General features: G+C 63.4%; 10 protein-coding genes and 1 riboswitch. Of the genes, 6 read left to right on the forward strand and 4 right to left on the reverse strand.

Annotated features, from left to right (window positions below):
- The first annotated feature begins 42 nt into the window (after window positions 1–42).
- The gene (locus tag J3E64_RS13710; protein WP_253343576.1) at window positions 43–927 is read left to right on the forward strand and encodes an ABC transporter substrate-binding protein; all 885 of its coding nucleotides are present in this window, start codon (window positions 43–45) and stop codon (window positions 925–927) included.
- On the opposite strand, the gene J3E64_RS13715 is transcribed toward J3E64_RS13710, so the two are convergent.
- Entirely contained in the window at window positions 911–2,848 is a 1,938-nt protein-coding gene (locus J3E64_RS13715; RefSeq protein ID WP_253343577.1) for a TonB-dependent siderophore receptor, read from the reverse strand. The two genes, J3E64_RS13710 and J3E64_RS13715, sit on opposite strands and share 17 nt — an antisense overlap.
- Window positions 2,849–3,054: 206 nt before the next feature.
- Window positions 3,055–3,296, reverse strand: a riboswitch (cobalamin riboswitch).
- Between the two features lie 89 nt (window positions 3,297–3,385).
- On the reverse strand, window positions 3,386–5,659 hold the full coding sequence (locus J3E64_RS13720) for a TonB-dependent receptor (RefSeq protein ID WP_253343578.1): 2,274 nt from the start codon (window positions 5,657–5,659) through the stop codon (window positions 3,386–3,388).
- A 691-nt stretch (window positions 5,660–6,350) separates the two neighbouring features.
- On the opposite strand from J3E64_RS13720, the gene J3E64_RS13725 reads away from it, so the two are divergent.
- The 3 genes from J3E64_RS13725 (at window position 6,351) to alr (ending at window position 10,458) form a co-directional block, all read left to right on the forward strand.
- Window positions 6,351–7,517, forward strand: a complete 1,167-nt coding sequence (locus J3E64_RS13725; protein ID WP_253343579.1) for an alpha-hydroxy acid oxidase — start codon at window positions 6,351–6,353, stop codon at window positions 7,515–7,517.
- A gap of 277 nt (window positions 7,518–7,794) precedes the next feature.
- Window positions 7,795–9,384 (forward strand): MFS transporter, encoded by a 1,590-nt coding sequence (locus tag J3E64_RS13730; protein WP_253343580.1) that lies wholly within the window; start codon window positions 7,795–7,797, stop codon window positions 9,382–9,384.
- 27 nt (window positions 9,385–9,411) lie between these two features.
- Complete coding sequence (gene alr, locus J3E64_RS13735; protein WP_253343581.1) at window positions 9,412–10,458, forward strand: alanine racemase; 1,047 nt, start codon at window positions 9,412–9,414, stop codon at window positions 10,456–10,458.
- Between the two features lie 51 nt (window positions 10,459–10,509).
- Here alr and J3E64_RS13740 read toward each other — a convergent pair whose 3' ends face one another.
- Together J3E64_RS13740 and J3E64_RS13745 are read right to left on the reverse strand one after the other, a co-directional pair.
- Entirely contained in the window at window positions 10,510–11,682 is a 1,173-nt protein-coding gene (locus J3E64_RS13740; protein WP_253343582.1) for an acetyl-CoA C-acetyltransferase, read from the reverse strand.
- A 44-nt stretch (window positions 11,683–11,726) separates the two neighbouring features.
- Window positions 11,727–12,815 (reverse strand): alpha/beta fold hydrolase, encoded by a 1,089-nt coding sequence (locus J3E64_RS13745; protein WP_253343583.1) that lies wholly within the window; start codon window positions 12,813–12,815, stop codon window positions 11,727–11,729.
- Here J3E64_RS13745 and phaR point away from each other — a divergent pair.
- Both phaR and proS read left to right on the forward strand, forming a co-directional pair.
- Window positions 12,814–13,377, forward strand: coding sequence for a polyhydroxyalkanoate synthesis repressor PhaR (phaR, locus tag J3E64_RS13750; protein WP_253343584.1), 564 nt, complete (start codon window positions 12,814–12,816; stop codon window positions 13,375–13,377). The genes J3E64_RS13745 and phaR overlap by 2 nt on opposite strands.
- An 85-nt stretch (window positions 13,378–13,462) precedes the next feature.
- Entirely contained in the window at window positions 13,463–14,989 is a 1,527-nt protein-coding gene (gene proS, locus J3E64_RS13755) for a proline--tRNA ligase (RefSeq protein WP_253343585.1), read from the forward strand.
- Window positions 14,990–14,997 lie beyond the last annotated feature (8 nt).

Below are 14,997 nucleotides of genomic sequence, written 5' to 3' on the forward strand. Positions count from 1 at the left end.
CGCGCCGCTTGTATGCGTTTGGCGGCCTGCTATGGGAAGGCGGTGCCCGCCGTCCCTGCCATAGTTCGCCTGTCGGCTTTTCTTGTGCTCGCTACGCTCGCCGGCAGCAACGCGGGCGGCGCCGGCACGGTTGCCGGGGCCATGAACGGGGCGCCGCGTCGCATCCTGTCGATCAACGTGTGCGCCGACCAGTTGGTGCTGGCGCTGGCCGACCGCGACCAGATCGCCGCCCTGACCCGGAATGTCACCGATCCCGAACTGTCCGCGTCGGCGAAGCAGGCGCGCGGCGTGCCGACGGTCGGCGGGTCCGCAGAGGAAATACTGGCGCTGGCCCCCGACCTCGTCGTGGGCATGCCGGCCAGCGGAAGCCCGGCGCTGCTGGCACTGGGCACCCGGCGATACGCGACACTCGATGTCCCGTTCGCCAATAATTATGCCGATATTCTGACGTCGATCCGCGTGGTAGCCCGCGCGGTCGGTCATCCCGACCGGGGGGAGGCGCTGATCGCGCGGATGAATGCCGGTCTTGCCCGCCTGCCGCGTGCACGGGCACCGGTTGTCGCGGCCTATTATCAGCGGCGCGGTTACCTGACCGGCACGGGCACGCTGGTCGACGATATGATGCGGCGCGCGGGCATGGTGAACCTCGCCGCCCGGCTGAACCGTCCGCCGTTGTCCATCCTCAGCCTGGAGGAAATGGTGGCCGCGCGCCCGGACTATCTGATCGTCGAGAGCCCGACCGGTCCCGCGCATGACCAGGGCACGCAGATGCTGACCCACCCCGCCCTGCGCGATATCCCCCGCATCGCCATCCCGCAGGCATGGACCGTTTGCGGCGGACCCGCCTATGTGCAGGCCGTGCGGGCGCTGGCCATGAAGGCCAACGCCCCTCGACCGGCGACCGGTTCGGTCAGAAGCGGACACTGATCCCGCCATAGGCGGCACGGCCAGGCGTCGCATAGCTGAACACGTCCTCATAGGTTTCGTCGGCCAGGTTTTCGATCCGCCCGAATACCGTGATCGACGGGGTCAGCTTATAGTCCGCGTTCAGATTGGCGAGGACATATTCCCTCAGCGAGACGGATACCGGGACATAGCTGGGATCGGTATAGGCCTGATCCTGCTGCCGTCCGTTGTATCGCAGCGTCAGCGTGCCGGAGAACCGCTCGTCACGACTGAATATGGTCGCGTTGAAGCTGGCGATATGCCTGGGCCGGCGGATCTCCACCGCCCCGTTCTCGCGCGCATGCAGCCATGTATAGGCGGCGTCGATCCGGATTTGCGGGATCGGGCGTGCGCTCAGGAAGACTTCCACGCCGTGCTGGCGCGATCGCGTCGACCGGTTGTCGGGTGTTGCGACATAGGTGGGCGCCGGATAGCTGGTGTAGATCTCGTCTTTCAGCTTCGACTGGAACCAGGTCGCGCCGATGGTGGACGTGCCGCCCAGTTCCTGCTCGATCCCGGCTTCCCAGCCTTCCGACTTTTCCGGCTTCAGGTCGGAGTTGCCGATATATCGGCCGTCCGAATAGCCATAAAGTTCATAATAGCCCGGATTCTTGACCCCCGTGCCATAGGCGCCGCGCACCCGCGTGCCGGTCGCAAAGCGATAGCTGCCCTGAACACGCCATGTCGTGGTGTCGGCGAAGCGGTTGTTGGCATCGTGACGGACGGAGGCACCCAGCGACAGCGCATCATTGGCCGACAGCTCATATTGACCCACGAGCCCGACATTGTCGGTATGCCGTTTGCCCTGAAAGGTGAAATCGGACGGCGTGAGGTTGCGGAACTGTTCGCGCTCGACGTCGACGGCGGCGGTCAGCCGGTGCGACAGGCTGTCGTCGCCCAGCCGGATGCTGGATTCGAACGACCCCTTGTAGCGTTGTCCCTTGTCGCCATTGTCCAGCCCGCCATAGGCATAGCCCTTGCGCTGCGTGTCGGCGATCTGCGCCGTGACCGCGTTGGTCCAGCGCCCGTCGAGCGCCGTCAGTTCCGCGCGGACCAGGCCGTAAAAGGCGCGGTTGCGGTAATAGACGCCGGGGCTGTCGACGATATAGCCGAATGCGGGGCTGCCCGGATCGAGTTCGCTGTTGTTGGTTTCCGCACGCGTATAGCTGTAGCGGGCAACACCGGTTAGGGTGAAGTTGTCGGCCGGGGTCCAGATCAGCTTGGCGCTCAGTCCGGCATTGTCGGACCCTATGTCGCGTGAACCGTAACGGGCCGTCGGCGTCCCGTCGGTGCGGTAATAGGCACCCGACAGAGCATAATCCAGATCGCCGGAGACACCGGCGGCGCGGACGGTGCCGGCGGCCGTGCCAAATGATCCGCCCTCCGCACGCGCGCTGAAACCGGGCGCTTCCTTGCCCGTCAGCGTGATGTAATGGATCACGCCCCCGATCGCGTCGGACCCGTAAAGGGACGATTGCTGGCCACGCAGCACCTCCACCCGCGCCATCGGGTCGGCGATCAGCGTACCGAAATCATATTCGCCATAATAGGGATCGGATGCTTCGATGCCGTCGATCAGCACCAGCACATGGTTGCTTTCGGTGCCGCGTATGCGGATCTGGGTAAATCCGCCGATGGTCCCGGAACGGCTGACCGCCAGGCCCGGAACATCGCGAAGTATGTCCGACACGATGCGTGTCTGCCGGGTTTCCAGCGCCTGTTGGTCGAGCACGGTCACGCTGGCCCCGGTCAGGTTGACAGGCACCAGATCGCCCGATCGCGATCCCGTGACGATCAGCGAGGTGTCGGCTTCTCCCGGGAAAGTCTGGGAACCGTCGCTCTGGCCCAATGCGGAGCCGGCCCAGCAGAGCGAGAGAAGAGATACGGCGATATTGCGTTTCATGATAACCCCCTTCGCGCCTGAGCAACAGGGCAGGGGCTCGCCGAGTTTCGGGCGTGGAGACGTCCCCCCCTCGCCGCAAGCGTCAGCCGGCCGTCATCCATGGCCGGGCGCATGTTCGCCCATGGATCCGCCCGCAGCGGCCCCGGCCGCTTCATCCTGTCGCTCAGACGGAAAGGTCCGTGCCATGGCCAACCCCTGGGCCAGGGCAAGAGCGACGCATCGCCGGCAGGTCTCCTGGCTCGCGGGTCTGGGCTTGACGCACACCTTCCCAGGTCCGGCCCGCAGGCCGTGACCCAGTGGTCGCTTCCCCCATGGGGGAAGCCCGTGCGTCGCGCTCTCCGCTTACAGTTGCAGGGACAGCTGCGGCTTGGGATGGTGGCCATCGCCCCATCCGCACCGCCTTCCCATTTTAAGCCTCTTGCGAGGCACCGGCGCGATCATGGCGGCGACCCTTGGGACCGCCGTCCGCCCGCGCCTTAGCGGTCATGCGCGCCGCTGCCAACCGCAAATGACGGTCGGGCCTGAACGTCCCGCCGCTCAGCCGCCGATATGATATGTCAGGCGCGCTCCGACCATGCGCGGCTCGCCATAGAGGGACGTGGTGAAGCCGAGCGAATAATAATAATTGCCGCCGCCCACGCGATACAGCTTGTTGGTGACATTGCTTGCGTAGAGGCTGAGGTCGAACCCGCTCTGCGCGATGTTGTTGATGCCCGCGCTCAGCGACAGGAGGCCATAGCCCTTGATGACGATGTCGGGGTCCAATGCATCCAGGTTCCGGAAACTGCTCTGATAGGCGTAGGTAGCATTCAGATCGAGCTGACCCGCTTCGCCCAGGTCCCCATTATAGCCCGCGATCAGGGTAAGCTTGTGCTTGGGGGTATAGGGCAGGGGCAGGCCGGTATAGCTGGTGCCCGACAGGGGATCGACAAAAGTCCCATATTTCGACTTCAGGTAGGAATGGCGCGCGCCGAGCGAGAAGCCCCGTGCCGGCTCGATGGTGAACTGGGCTTCGAAGCCCTTGATCGTCGCGGTCGAGGCGTTGACCAGATACAGAGCAAAGCTGGACCCTGATGGGAAAAGGAGCGCGCGCTGAATGTCCTTGAACTTGTCGCGGAACAGCGCGACCGAAGCGCTGAACGGCATTGTCCCGATCATGGTCTTGGTCTTCGCGCCAATTTCTATGTCGTCGACCGTTTCCGGCGCGAAGCTGCTGTAAAGGTCCGATGGCGGGGCGGGCAGGTTGATGCCGCCGCTCTTGAAGCCGCGTCGGGCCGTCGCGTAAACCATCGTGCTCTGCGTGGCCTGATAGCTCAACCCCAGCGTCCAGGTCGTTGCCTTGAAAACTTGTGGCGCAAAATCATAGCGGCAATTCGGAGCGCTCGTCGGCAGATATTCGCACGGCTGACCCGGTACGTCGAAATAGCGATCGGCGTAATCCTTGCGCCGGTCGCGGGTATGGCGAATGCCACCGGTGGCCTTCAGGCCGGTCAAGGCCGGATCGAAAGCACCGAAATCCAACGTCGCCTGGGCATAGACTGCCTTGCTGACCAGATCGTCCCCCTGCGACGAATAGGCCGGCGGTGCACCGAATATGGCCAGTTGCTGCAGCGTCAGGTTGGCCTTGGGCCTATTGTGCTGGAAATAGGCGCCGACGGTCCAGTCCAGCATCTTGTCGATCGCCTTGCCGGTCAGTTGCAGCTCTTCGGTGAACTGGTTGAAAGCAGGCGTGCCGTTGTTCTGCAACCCGCCCGGCTGGCCCGTGGGGATATAGCTGATGCCCGCGATGGTCGACCCGTCCACGTCGATCAGCGCCGTGTTGCGATAGGTTGCGTAGCTGATGATATTCTTCAGTGTCACGTTCGGGGCCAGGTCGATCCGGCTACGATTGGTCACCAGAAATATCTTCTGTTTGTCGATCTGTGCGCCGTCATACGCCACCCGGCGCGGTCCCCAGGATGCCTGCTGGGCCACGATGTCGTCGAATGCCGTCCCATAAAAGCCGGGATTGACGAGATGAAGCTGGCCGCCCGCGCCATGCTCGTTGCGATGCATGAAATTGAGCGTGGTCAGGTTCTCCACAGCGTCGGAAGGCGTGAAGAGGATGGAGAGGCGACCGGCCGTGTAATTGATATTGTCGTAGTCGCGTCCGGTCACGACATCCTTGGTATAGCCATCGCGGCGGCGATGGCTGATGCCTGCCCGCACCGCCAGCACGCCCGGTACCAGGGGGACGTTGACGATCGCCTGTTGCTCGAAATTGTCGTGATTGCCGTAACCGACCATCAGGCGCGCCTCGAACTGATCGGTCGGACGCTTGGGCTCGAACAGGACGGCGCCACCGGTCGTATTGCGCCCGAACAGCGTCCCTTGCGGCCCGTTGAGCACCTGGACGTTGGCGAGATCGAACAGGTTGCCGGCCCCGCCGCCGCCGCCGGGCAGGGGAACCTCCGCGAAATAGGCGACTACGGCCGGGTCGGTCCCGAACGTCGTGCCGACGCCGCGCAGCGACAGATTGTCCGTGTTGCGTGTATTGTTGGTGCTGACGCTGAGAGACGGCGAAAGATATTGAATGTCCTTCAATCCGGTAATGGTGCCGCGGTTGAGCGTGCGATCGTCTATTGCCGTAACGGAGATGGGAACGCGCTGGATCGCTTCGGCTTCGCGTCGGGCGGTAACAATGATGTCGGCGTTGGCGTCCACGCCGGAAGCAGCGCCCGCCTGCTGCGCCCATGCGGTGGGCATCGCCATGGGTGAGACCGAAGCAAGAAAGCCGGCGGTCATGATTCGCGTAAACGAATGCTTGCTCATTCTCACATCCCCTCGTTGATCGCGCTTCGTTCTTTGCGAATGCGCAGCCCTGTTCCTGTTTGATAATATGTTCGATGGGCGATGAACAGTCCCCAAGCGCGCCATGTGACCAGCCTCGACACGCTTTATGTGAAGGCTCCTCGCTTCATCGCGCCTGGCAAGGGGTGAGGGGGGAAGGGTTGCGTCGTCGGGGCGCACGTTCGCCGCAGCCCCTTCCTCTGGCAGGCCGCTGACCGGGCGCTTGGCAGCCGTGCATGGCTTCCCACGCCTGCTGCTCATCGCTGTCCATATTTTCGGCTTCGCAGCCCCGATGTCGCGCCATCCGGGCAGGATCGCAAGCGAGACATAGCTGACTGATCGGTTACTTGAAGCGCCCGGCAAGCTCACATAAGGGTTGAGGCCACAAGACCGCGACTGACGCGAGAATTTAGGAAGATGAGGGGTATGGCCGATGTTGCCGGACTTCCGCGGCTGCCCTTGCCCGACGCCATGGATGTGCTTCGGACAGGCCGACGTCCTGATCCATGCGCACCGGCAGACGAGTATGGCGAAAAAACTCGGGGGCGGGGCGCATCCTGCTCCATCCCGACGAGGACCGTCCTGAGCGACAAGCTATTCTGCTCGAAGAAGATAACGGCATGAGGGGGCGACGAATCCGCCGGGGCTCAGTCGAGGGCTATGGGGAGCCGGGATGAGCGATCCATATTCGCAAGCCCTGTCGCTGAATGACTTTCAGACGCTCGCGCGGCGGCATCTGCCTTCCCCTCTGTACACTTATGTGTCGGGCACTTGCGAAGATGGCTTGACCCATGAAGCCAATCGCGCGGCCCTGCGGCGTGTCTGCCTCGTCCCCCGCATATTGCGCGACACGACGTCGCGCACCGCCGAGACATCCCTGCTCGGTTGCGCCTGGTCGGCACCGATCGGGATCGCACCGATGGGCCTGTCCGCGCTGATGGCCTATCGCGGCGACATCGTTCTCGCCCGTGCCGCGCTGGCTGAGCGCATTCCGATGGTCATCTCTGCTACGGCACTTACCAGGCTTGAAGATGTCGCACGGATCGCGCCGGGCAGCTGGTTTCAGGCCTATCTGCCGGCGGACCGCGCATGGATCGACGGCGTCGTCGATCGCGCGGCGGATGCCGGCATCGGGACACTCGTGTTGACCGCGGACTTACCGGCAGCGGGCAACCGGGAATATCTTGCGCGCGGACGCTTTTCCACGCCGCTCAAGCCGTCTCTGCGACTGGCGCTGGACGGGCTGACACATCCGCGCTGGCTGTTCGGCACCTTCGTGCGAACGCTCATGAACCAAGGCATGCCGCATTTCGAAAACTCGATGCCGGGGCGCGGTGCGCCGATCATCGCGCGTAATGTCGAGCGTGAATTCGGGGCACGCGACGGCTTTTCATGGAAGGACGTCGCGCATATCCGTTCCCGCTGGAAAGGCCATCTGGTGATCAAGGGCGTTCTGCATCCGGAGGATGCGCGGCTGGCCGCCGATGCAGGGGCGGATGCCGTCATCGTGTCCTGCCACGGCAGCCGCCAGCTTGACGGGACGATCGCCTCGCTCGATGCCCTGCCGGGTGTGGTGTCCGCCGCCGGGCCTTTGCCGGTGATGATCGACAGTGGTTTCCGGCGCGGCTCCGACGTGCTCAAGGCGATCGCCTTGGGGGCGAGGATGGTCTTCATCGGCCGCCCGTTTCTCTATGCCGCAGCCGTGGGCGGCGAAGCAGGCGTTCGCCATGCCGTCACCCTGCTCAAGGCCGAACTTGACCGCAACATGGCGATGCTGGGCATCCGCACGCCGGCGTCTTTGGGTCGCGATCAGATCCACATCGCGGGAGACGACCGATGACGCATCCCGATTCCGTGGGGGGACCATGTTCCGTCTCGCGCAATGGCCGGACTTCCTGATAGTCGCGAGACCTTCCACTGATATCTCCGATACCCTGAAACGCATGACTGCGTATCGTCATTATACTGTCATCGCCGCGCCCTTCCTTGAGCTGCCGTCCGGAGACGGTGTGAACTTTGGCGGCGTGACCGAAAGGAAGTGCCTTGCGACACTATGAACTTCGGGACAAACGGACGGTCCTGGGGCATCCAGTGACAGTGTGAACTTCGGGGGTGGAATGACGCAATCGGTCGGCAGCGATTATGTGATGGATGCGCGGCGGGACCGGCTGGTCATCACCGCTTCTGCGCTCGGGACCGTGTTCGAATGGTATGATTTCTACATTTACGGCGTGCTGGCGCCGATCATCGGGCGCACCTTCTTCCCGACGGACAACCCTACCGTCGAACTGCTCTACACATTGGCCGGCTTCGCCATCGGTTTCGCCTTCCGGCCGCTCGGCGCCATGCTGTTCGGCTATCTCGGCGACCGGCTGGGGCGCAAATATACATTCCTGGCCACCATCATCCTGATGGGCGCGGCGACCGCCGGCGTTGGCCTGACACCCTCGGCCGCCAGCATCGGCGTGGCCGCGCCCGTCATCCTTATCCTGCTGCGGGTCGCGCAAGGGCTGGCGCTGGGCGGCGAATATGGCGGGGCGGCGATCTACGTCGCAGAACATGCACCGGCCGGCAAGCGCGGCTTCTATACCAGCTTCATCCAGGCGGGAGTGATCGGCGGATTCATCCTCTCCCTCATCGTGGTCGTGGGCACGCAGGCCGTGGTAGGAAAGGCTGTGTGGGACGCATGGGGCTGGCGTATTCCCTTCGTCCTGTCGCTGCTGCTGCTTGGGATTTCCCTCTGGATGCGCTTGATGCTGCGCGAAAGCCCGGTGTTCCTGGCGATGAAGCAGGCGGGCGAGCAGGCGCGCAATCCGTTGCGGGAAGCGTTCACCGCGCCGGGCAACAAGGGGCGGATGATGGTCGCGATGATCGGCATCGCGGCGGGATTCACGGTCATCGCCTATACCGTCATGTTCCAGTCGCTGTATTTCCTGCAAAACGGCCTGCATGTTTCGCCGGGCATGGCGCAACTGCTGGTCGGGGGCAGCGCCTTCTTCGGCATGGCAGCCTTCATCTTCTTCGGCTGGCTGTCGGACCGCATCGGGCGCAAGCCGCCGATTGTCGCCGGATATGCGCTGGTGCTCCTGCTCGTCTTTCCGCTCTACCATTTCATGGGGGCAACTGCGAACCCGGGACTTGCCACTGCCGCGCAAAACGCGCCCGTGGTCGTGCGCGGCCCCGATTGCGTGTTCGATCCCTTCGCAAAGGTCCAGCCGACCGCCTGCGGCAAGCTGCTCGATCATTTCTCCAAGCGCGGCATCCCTTATGAAAAACGTGGCGGCGCTGCGACAGGCGTCACCATCGGCCAGGCCGCCGTTCCCGATCTTACCCCCGATGGACTGGATGCGGCACTGGCGGATTCTGGCTATTCCTTCGATCCGGTTACGCCCGATACGGGCCGCGCAATGCTGTTGTTCATCGCCCTGCTGCTGTTCTGGACGCTGTCCGGCGCGACCTACGGGCCGGTCGCGGCGCTGTTGTCGGAATATTTTCCCGCCCGCATCCGCTATTCCTCACTCTCTATCCCCTATCATGTCGGGACGGGATATTTCGGCGGTTTCCTGCCGCTGGTCAGCCAGTATATCGTGGCGCGAACGGGAGATCCCTATGCCGGGCTATGGTATACCGTGGTCATCGTCGCGGTCGCGCTGGTCACCTGTGTCCTTGCGCTTCCCGAAACCCGCCACCGCCCCCTCGACGCCTGATCGGCGGGGCGCTATCGGCTGTCGGCAATGACTGGCTACATCGCACCGCTGCGCCTGCGCCTTGATGCAGGGGCGCTCATTTCCAACTGGCGCTGGCTGGCGGAACGAAGCGGCGCGGCGGCGTGTGGCGCGGCGATCAAGGCCGATGGCTACGGCCTTGGCGCTGCGGCGGTGATGCGGCGGCTTGCCAGTGCCGGATGCCGCGATTTCTTCGTTTCGAACTGGGGTGAGGCGGCGGAACTCGAACCGCTGCTGGAAGATGGCATGACCCTGTCCGTCCTGCACGGCGTGCGCGAGGAGGACATGGCGCAGGCCCTGTCCTCACGCGCCCGGCCGGTGCTGTGTACAGCGGCGCAGGTCGCGCGCTGGCGCGCAGCGAATGGAGGGCCGTGCGACCTGATCGTGGATACGGGCATGAACAGGCTGGGCCTTGACTGGCGGGGCGAGGTTGCAACGCTTGCGGCAAATCTGAACCTCGTCACATTGCTCAGCCATCTGGCATCCGCCGACGAGGATACGGCGCTCAACGCTCTCCAGCTTTCCAGATTCCGGGCTATTGTCGCCACGGTCCCGGCGCAGCGATACAGCCTTGCGAACAGCGCGGGCATTTGCCTAGGCCCCGATTACGCTTTCGACGTCACCCGGCCCGGCCTGGCGCTTTATGGCGGCATAGCATCCTTGGTAGCCGTCCCGCATATCCGGCAGGTGGTATGGCCGCAGGCGCAAATCCTGCAACGTCGCCGCCTTTTGGAAGGGGATACGATCGGCTACAACGCCACTTTCCGCGCGACGCGGGATCACGAGGTCGCGATACTGAATCTGGGCTATGCCGACGGCTATTTGCGGGCGTTTTCGGGACGGGGCGTCGCCCGGTCGGATGGCACGCCGCTGCCGGTGCTGGGGCGTGTGTCGATGGACCTGATGGCGGTGGACGTATCAGAGCGCCCGGACCTGTCGGAGGGCGACTGGATCGATATCGCCTATGACCTGCGGGAGGCTTCGGCCCAGTCGGGGCTTTCGCAATATGAACTGCTCACCGGTCTTGGAAGACGCTACGACCGGATTTGGGCCTGAAGAGGCGATGGCTGCCGGTCATGCACCCGACAGCCATCGATCATGTCCGGCTTAGCGTTCGATGCACATGGCAACGCCCATGCCGCCGCCGATGCACAGGGTGGCCAGACCTTTTTTTGCGTCGCGCTTCGCCATCTCGTACAGCAGCGTGATCAGGACGCGGGCGCCCGACGCGCCGATGGGGTGGCCTATAGCGATCGCCCCGCCATTGACGTTGACCTTCTCGGCATCCCAGCCCAGTTCCTGACCGACCGACAAGGCCTGCGCGGCGAAGGCTTCGTTCGCTTCGATCAGGTCTAGCTGGTCGAGCGACCAGCCGGCCTTGGCCAGCGCCTTGCGGCTGGCCGGGGCAGGGCCGATGCCCATGATCGCGGGGTCGACGCCGCAGGTCGAAAAGCCCGCGATCCGACCAAGCACGTCGATGCCGCGCCGGGCGGCCTCATCCGCCGTCATCAGTACCAGTGCGGCCGCACCGTCATTGATGCCGCTGGCATTTCCCGCTGTCACCGTTCCGTCCTTCTTGAAGGCGGGCTTGAGCTTCTGCATCGCTTCGATCGTCGCGCCTTCGCGAATATACTCGTCCTGGTCGACGACTGTATCGCCCTTGCGTCCCTTGATTGTCACGGGCGCGATTTCGTCGACGAAACGGCCGGCAGCACGGGCGGCCTCAGCTTTGTTCTGGCTGGCCACGGCAAAGGCATCCTGCGCGTCCCGGCTGATCTGATATTTTTCGGCCAGGTTTTCTGCCGTGACGCCCATATGATAACCGTGAAAGGCATCGGTCAGGCCGTCATTGATCATCGTGTCGACCAGCGATATCGCGCCCATCTTGACGCCGCTCCGCAGAAGTTGTGCGTGGGGCGCCATGGACATGCTTTCCTGCCCGCCCGCGACCATGATGCGCGCGTCACCGGCCCGGATCGCCTGCGCGGCGAGGGCAACCGAACGCAGGCCCGAGCCGCAAAGCTGATTGATGCCGATCGCCGTCCGCTCCACCGGAATGCCGGCGTTGACCGCAGCCTGCCGCGCCGGGTTCTGACCCTGCCCGGCGGTGAGGACCTGCCCGAGAATGACCTCGTCCACATCATCCGGCGCGACGCCCGCTTGGCCTAAGGCCGCGATGATTGCCTGACGCCCCAGTTCATGCGCGGGCGTGGACCCGAAAGCACCCAGAAAGCTACCGACAGGTGTGCGCTTCGCTGCGGCAATGACAATATCTGACAAAGCTTCCATCCTTATTTCTGCATATTTTGCGCGGGCTCATAGCATCATCCGCCATGGGTTGAAAGCCACGCAGACAAGGGGTGCCAGAGCCGTTCCCGTGCCATTCCTCCGACCACCATTCCCACATGGCCCAGGGGCAGGTTCAGGATTTCAGATAGCGGCGGGCAACTGGCAGCCGGAACGATCCTGTCGGTCGTTGACCGCACGGACAGCGAGGGGCAGTTCAGTGCCGAGGGATCGATATGCCGCTCGCCGATCGTCCAGTCGCCGTTTCCGCTCATATTATCGGCATAGAATTTCGCGAACAGGTCGTCTCCGGCCGCGAAGGTGAGGGGCGGACCGCCATTGGCCCAGTCCTCGACCGCCAGGAAGGCGCGTTCGGCATCGGATCCCGGCGCGGTATCGGCAAAGGCGGCATATTTACGGATCGTCCGAGCGGGATCCATTGCCCAGAAGCCCGATTGCAATACTTCCATGGGCACATAGCCGAGCCTGTCGCACAAGGGTTTCGCCCGATTCCAGAGCGCACCGATCTCGGTCCGGTCATGGTCTGGAAAACCGGCAAAGTCCCACGGTGCCGCGATGGTTGCGATCGCCTTCATTGTGCGCAGCACCGCAGCACCGAGCGCCAGCGTTCCGCCAAGGCAATAGCCGACCAGAATGGGCGGGCGGGGCAAATGCGCCAGCATCGGCAACAAACGCTCGGATACATGCCCCGCCAAGCCGAGCGTCGTGTCTCCGGGCTGCGGCGTCCCCCAATCTACGAGCCAGGCATCATGCCCTGCTGCGGCCATGTGGCGCAGCAGGGATCTGTTTTCGGATAGATCGAGCACCTGCGGGGGGTTGATGAGAGAAGGAATAAAAACAACCGGATGGCGGCCATTATCGGTGCCATAACGAAGCAATCGAGCATGGCCGGCACATGGTCCCGGGCCAGGCGCGGGGGGCGGCGGCGGCCGCGTTGCTTCCTGATATCGGCGCAATCCGCGGAACGCAGCGCGGCGCAGTTCCGGATCAGACTCCGTTTCGCGCCATAAAATGTTGAGAAAAAGGGGCAATGGCCGCGGTCCATGTTGCGGTGCGACATTGCTCTGTGCTAATGCAGTATGTGCAGCTGTGGGAGAGGCTTCCATGTCCAAAACAAAGGCCGCGAATGAATCCGATCCGGTCGTCATTAAGAAATATGCTAACAGACGGCTATATAATACCGAAACCTCCAGTTACATAACCCTCGATCTGCTCTCGCAAATGACGCGCGAGGGACGGGAATTCGTCGTCGTGGATGCCAAGACCGGTGAAGACATCACCCATAATGTCCTGACGCAGATCATCATGGAGGAGGAACAGCGCGGCAAGAACATGCTGCCGGTCAATTTCCTGCGCCAGTTGATCGCGATGTACGGCGATTCGATGCAGTCCATGGTGCCGCAATATCTGGAATCGTCGATGGAGGCGTTTCGCAAGAACCAGCAGCAATTCCAGGAAGCGATGAAAGGCGCGTTCGGTGGCGGACCGCTGGCCGAAATCGCCAAGCGCAACATGCAGATGTTCGAGGCTGCGGCCAGCGCGTTCGGTTCGGGCATTCCCGGCGTCCCGCCAGCACCCAATGCGTCGGACGGCAGCAAGGATCAGGAAATCGCCGAACTGAAGGCGCAACTCGCGGCGCTCAACGCCAAGATCGACAAGCTGAGCTGATCCCTTCTTCAAAGGGTCGACAGGGATGGCGCGTCTGGCCTATGGCGCGCCATCTTTTTTGCATCGTTACCAAGGTTCGCCAACAGTGAAGCATGCCCTTTCCGTCACCCGCGAGCAGGATTTCGCCGCCTGGTACCAGGCCGTCATTTCAGAGGCCGACATGGCCGAGGAAAGCGGCGTGCGCGGATGCATGGTCATCCGTCCCTGGGGCTACGGGATCTGGGAACGGATGCAGAAGCTGCTCGACGAGCAGATCAAGGCGACCGGCCACGAGAATTGCTATTTTCCCCTGTTCATTCCGCTGAGCTATTTCGAAAAGGAGGCCGAGCATGTCGACGGCTTCGCCAAGGAAATGGCCGTCGTCACGCATCATCGCTTGATTCAGAAGGACGGCAAGCTGGTGCCGGACCCCGAAGCGAAGCTGGAAGAACCGCTTGTCGTACGCCCGACGTCGGAAACGGTCATAGGCGCAGCGTTCAGCCGCTGGGTACAAAGCTGGCGCGACCTGCCGGTGCTGATCAACCAGTGGGCGAACGTCGTCCGCTGGGAAATGCGCACCCGCATGTTCCTGCGCACCGCCGAATTTCTCTGGCAGGAAGGGCACACCGCCCACGCCACCGTGCAGGAGGCGATGGACGAAACGCTCAGGATGCTGGAAGTCTATCGCGCCTTCGCGGAAGATTGCGTGGGACTGCCGGTGATTGCCGGTGAAAAGCCCGAAAATGAGCGATTCCCGGGCGCCGTCGCCACCTATTCGATCGAAGCCATGATGCAGGACGGCAAGGCCTTGCAGGCCGGCACGTCGCATTTCCTGGGGACGACATTCAGCCAGGCGCAAAACATCCGGTTCCAGAATGCGGACGGGCAGCAGGAACTGGCGCAGACCACGAGTTGGGGCGTGTCGACCCGGATGATCGGCGGCCTTATCATGGTTCATGGCGATGATGACGGGCTGCGCGTGCCGCCGCGCGTTGCGCCCTGGCAGGTCGTCATCGTGCCGATGCTCCGTGACGCCGATGAGGATGCGGCTATCATGGATTACTGCACTGACCTGGTGGCACGGCTGACCAAGCTGGATGCGTTCCGTGAGCCGGTGCGCGCGCTGCTCGACAAACGCCCCGCCAAGGCGGCGACCAAGCGTTGGGGCTGGGTGAAGAAAGGCGCGCCGATCGTCATCGAGGTTGGCGGCCGCGATGTCGCGGGCGGCAATGTCTCGGTTATCCGCCGTGACCGCCTCTATCGCGAGGACGGCAAGCTGGACAGCCGCATCATCGCAAGGGAAGATTTCGTTGCCGACACAGTGGCGACGCTGGAGGATATACAGGCGTCGCTCTTCGGGGATGCAAAGGCGAGCCTGGACGGCAACATCAATCGTTCGATCACCGACATCGATGCGATGAAGGCCTATTTCAACGCCAGCAGGAAGCCCGGCTGGGCACTGGTGCAATGGGCCAAGCCGACCGGTGTGGAGCTGGAAAAGGTGGTCCAGTGGCTGAAGGGCGAAAAGCTGACCCTGCGCAACGTGCCATCCGACGCGGAAGCGGCGGATGGCCTGTGCATCTTCACTGGTGAAAAGGCTGTGGAGCGCGTGCTGGTCGGCCGCGCCTACTGACCGATCGG

It is taken from the genome of Sphingobium sp. OAS761, assembly GCF_024168485.1.
Classification (GTDB): Bacteria; Pseudomonadota; Alphaproteobacteria; order Sphingomonadales; family Sphingomonadaceae; genus Sphingobium.